This is a genomic window from Pseudomonas fluorescens, assembly GCF_902497625.1.
In the GTDB taxonomy this organism is placed as follows: Bacteria; Pseudomonadota; Gammaproteobacteria; order Pseudomonadales; family Pseudomonadaceae; genus Aquipseudomonas; species Aquipseudomonas fluorescens_BQ.
Window position 1 is genome coordinate 1 of the sequence record NZ_CABVGX010000097.1, and the last position, 2,960, is coordinate 2,960.

Annotated in this window: 3 protein-coding genes and 2 pseudogenes; 2 read left to right on the plus strand and 3 right to left on the minus strand. The window is 57.8% G+C overall.

From position 1 onward, the window contains the following. Both F8N12_RS27240 and F8N12_RS27245 read right to left on the minus strand, forming a co-directional pair. Window positions 1-144: pseudogene (locus F8N12_RS27240) on the minus strand (ribonuclease BN); the annotation flags it as partial. A 172-nt stretch (window positions 145-316) separates the two neighbouring features. Continuing rightward, complete coding sequence (locus F8N12_RS27245) at window positions 317-508, minus strand: CsbD family protein (RefSeq protein WP_150580743.1); 192 nt, start codon at window positions 506-508, stop codon at window positions 317-319. Between the two features lie 200 nt (window positions 509-708). Here F8N12_RS27245 and F8N12_RS27250 point away from each other — a divergent pair, with 200 nt between their 5' ends. Together F8N12_RS27250 and dapC are read left to right on the plus strand one after the other, a co-directional pair. After that, window positions 709-1,086 carry a hypothetical protein gene (locus F8N12_RS27250; protein ID WP_150580744.1) on the plus strand — a complete coding sequence of 126 codons (378 nt, stop codon included), beginning with the start codon at window positions 709-711 and terminating at the stop codon, window positions 1,084-1,086. Between the two features lie 263 nt (window positions 1,087-1,349). Beyond that, window positions 1,350-2,549: a succinyldiaminopimelate transaminase gene (gene dapC / locus F8N12_RS27255; protein ID WP_150580100.1), complete on the plus strand. Its 1,200-nt coding sequence runs from the start codon at window positions 1,350-1,352 to the stop codon at window positions 2,547-2,549. Between the two features lie 21 nt (window positions 2,550-2,570). Here the strand turns inward: dapC and F8N12_RS27260 are convergent. Next, window positions 2,571-2,960, minus strand: a pseudogene (locus F8N12_RS27260) (Na+/H+ antiporter); the annotation flags it as partial.

Below are 2,960 nucleotides of genomic sequence, written 5' to 3' on the forward strand. Positions count from 1 at the left end.
AAACAAAATGAAGGGGAATAAGGAAAACAGCATTTGATACGCCAACGCCGACGCGTAAGTCGACATCTCGTCGTTAACAAACTCTTTGACGGTGCGCACCATCACCCGGGTGATGGGCATACCTTTCATGTCCGGGAAAATCATGAGCGTCTCCTTTCGCCGCAAATCGGTAGAAGTCGTGGCGACTCAGGGGCCGTTTTTACATCAAAGTAGCCTAAGTGGCGACTCTGAAACACTGTGCTTGTTTCATACCCGTCAGGCTGACACAAAAACGGCCATCCGCAGATGGCCGTTTCGGTCGCGCACAAAGCCACAATTACGCTTTGTCGACGCCTTTCTTGACGGCGTCTTTGGCGTTGCCCACCGCTTGCTGAGCTTCGCCTTTCTTTTCCTGGACCACACCTTCGGCGCGCATTTTGTCGTTATCGGTAGCCTTGCCGACGCCTTGCTTGACGTTGCCGACTGCTTCGTTGGCCATGCCTTTTACTTTATCGCCAGTGCTGCTCATGGTGTTTCTCCTGTGAACAATTGAACGAGGTAAGTGGTTACACAAAGATTGACCGGGCCGACTTGCATGGAGTTTCATTTTTTTTTCGAGCGCTTTTCATCGGCCAACGCAGTCGGGGCTTTATGTTTGCGCGACAACCCCCGAGAATGCGCCATGTATTCAGGCCTCTGGCGCTGAAGATCCAATACTGTAGGAATGTTATGAAACTCGATAAAAAGCAGGCCATTGCCCGCAGAAACCAGGAGCTCGGCGGTGCTGTGCTTGGCGTCAATAACTGCCATTTCACCGAATTGAACCGCAACCGCAATATTTGGTGGTTCGACCTTCCGGTAGCGCGTCTGGCGATTGGTCAGTACGAATGGATTCACCTGCTGATGCATACTCCGGATACCGACGAACTGCTGCACCTGAAGGTGCCGACGGTGTTCCTGCGCGAGAAGCTTGAAGGTCTGGTCGTGCGTAATGAGGGTAAGCGCAAAGCTGCGCTGAGCCTGGAACTGAGCGCAGACAAGGATTCATATCTGCAAGACATGCGTCCGGCGGGGACGAACGTCAATTTCGCGCAGTTTCGGTTGTAATTCATTGTCTGTGTGACGGGCCTGCGGTAAGGGATACCGCCTGTGGCTAGCCTACTATTTGTGGCGAGGGGGTTTAGCGAAACGTCGCACCGCCCCGTTTGGCTGCGCAGCAGTCGTTAGATGGCGATCGCGACATCCCTGGGGGAAGTGGGTTAAGGGTTATTGGTTATGGGGCTGCTGCGAAGCCCAACGGGGGCAAGCCCCCTCGCCACAAAAGCCGTGGAACCGCCTGTTACTCCCACATTCAAAGAGACCCCGCACCGATGAACAATGCTCTGAACCAGTTGCAGCCCTACCCGTTCGAGAAGCTCCGCGCCCTGCTCGGCAGTGTCACGCCTAACCCGGACAAGCGCCCGATCGCACTGTCCATCGGCGAGCCGAAGCACCGTTCGCCAGGCTTCGTCGCCGAAGCGTTGGCGAGCAATCTGGATCAGATGGCCGTCTACCCGACCACCCTCGGCGTTCCGGCTTTGCGCGAAGCCATTGCCGCCTGGTGCGAACGTCGTTTCGATGTACCCACTGGCTGGCTCGATCCGGCGCGCAATGTGCTGCCGGTCAACGGCACGCGTGAAGCGCTGTTCGCCTTCACTCAAACCGTGGTCAACCGGGGCGATGACGCGCTGGTGGTCAGCCCCAATCCCTTCTATCAGATCTACGAAGGTGCGGCCTTCCTTGCCGGGGCCAAACCGCACTACCTGCCGTGCCTGGATGAAAACGGCTTCAACCCGGATTTCGACGCCGTTTCGCCAGACATCTGGAAGCGTTGCCAGATCCTGTTCCTCTGCTCGCCCGGCAACCCGACAGGCGCGCTGATTCCGGTCGAAACCCTGAAAAAACTCATCGCGCTGGCTGATGAGTTCGACTTCGTGATCGCCGCTGACGAATGCTATAGCGAGCTGTACTTCGACGAACAAACGCCGCCGCCGGGTCTGCTCAGCGCCTGCGTGGAACTGGGTCGCAAAGACTTCAAGCGTTGCGTGGTTTTTCACAGCCTGTCCAAGCGTTCCAATCTGCCGGGCCTGCGCTCGGGGTTCGTCGCCGGCGATGCCGATATTCTCAAAGGCTTCCTGCTTTACCGCACTTACCATGGCTGTGCGATGCCGGTGCAGACGCAACTGGCCAGCGTGGCCGCGTGGAATGACGAAGCTCACGTGCGCGCCAACCGCGACCTGTACCGTGAAAAATACGATGCTGTTCTGGAAATTCTCGGCCCGGTCATGGACGTGCAGCGACCGGACGGTGGCTTCTATCTGTGGCCGAATGTAAATGGCGATGACGAAGCGTTCTGCCGTGATCTGTTTGTTCAACAGCACGTGACCGTGGTGCCGGGGTCTTACCTGTCCCGCGAAGTTGACGGTTTTAACCCCGGTGCCGGCCGCGTGCGCCTGGCGCTGGTTGCACCGTTGGCGGAATGTGTTGAGGCCGCCGAGCGCATTCGGGACTTCGTTCAGCGCCGCAAGTAACCCTCATTGCGGTCACCAGAGTCACTTCACCTGTCCCAGGTTGGCTTCGCTCAGGTCCAGATCCGCAAGGACTTCCCTGAGCACGTCATCACCGATCTGGTGAAGTCGACTGAGTTTGTATAACTCCAGGCGTTGCGCTCGCAGCGCCTTGAGTCGCAGGCGCCGTTCCAGCAAATCCATCTGGAATGCCAGCGCCTGGGCTTCAGCCGAATCGTTGAATACTTCCAGCTGATGGCGATATTCGGACATGATCCGACCCTTGAGTTCAGTGGCCAACGCGGCCTCGGCGGCATCCTGGGGTTTGGCCTCCTCGGCTTCCAGTGCATGAATCGCAGCTTCGGCAGTCTTGCGCCAGGCATCGCGCACTTCGCCGCGGCGCTGGTCGTCCGGGCTTTTTTGGATGCCACGCAA

Coding starts and splice junctions, on each gene's coding strand:
- dapC (WP_150580100.1), top strand. CDS start 1,350: ATGAACAATGCTCTGAACCAGTTGCAGCCCTACCCGTTCGAGAAGCTC.
- F8N12_RS27245 (WP_150580743.1), bottom strand. CDS start 508: ATGAGCAGCACTGGCGATAAAGTAAAAGGCATGGCCAACGAAGCAGTC.
- F8N12_RS27250 (WP_150580744.1), top strand. CDS start 709: ATGAAACTCGATAAAAAGCAGGCCATTGCCCGCAGAAACCAGGAGCTC.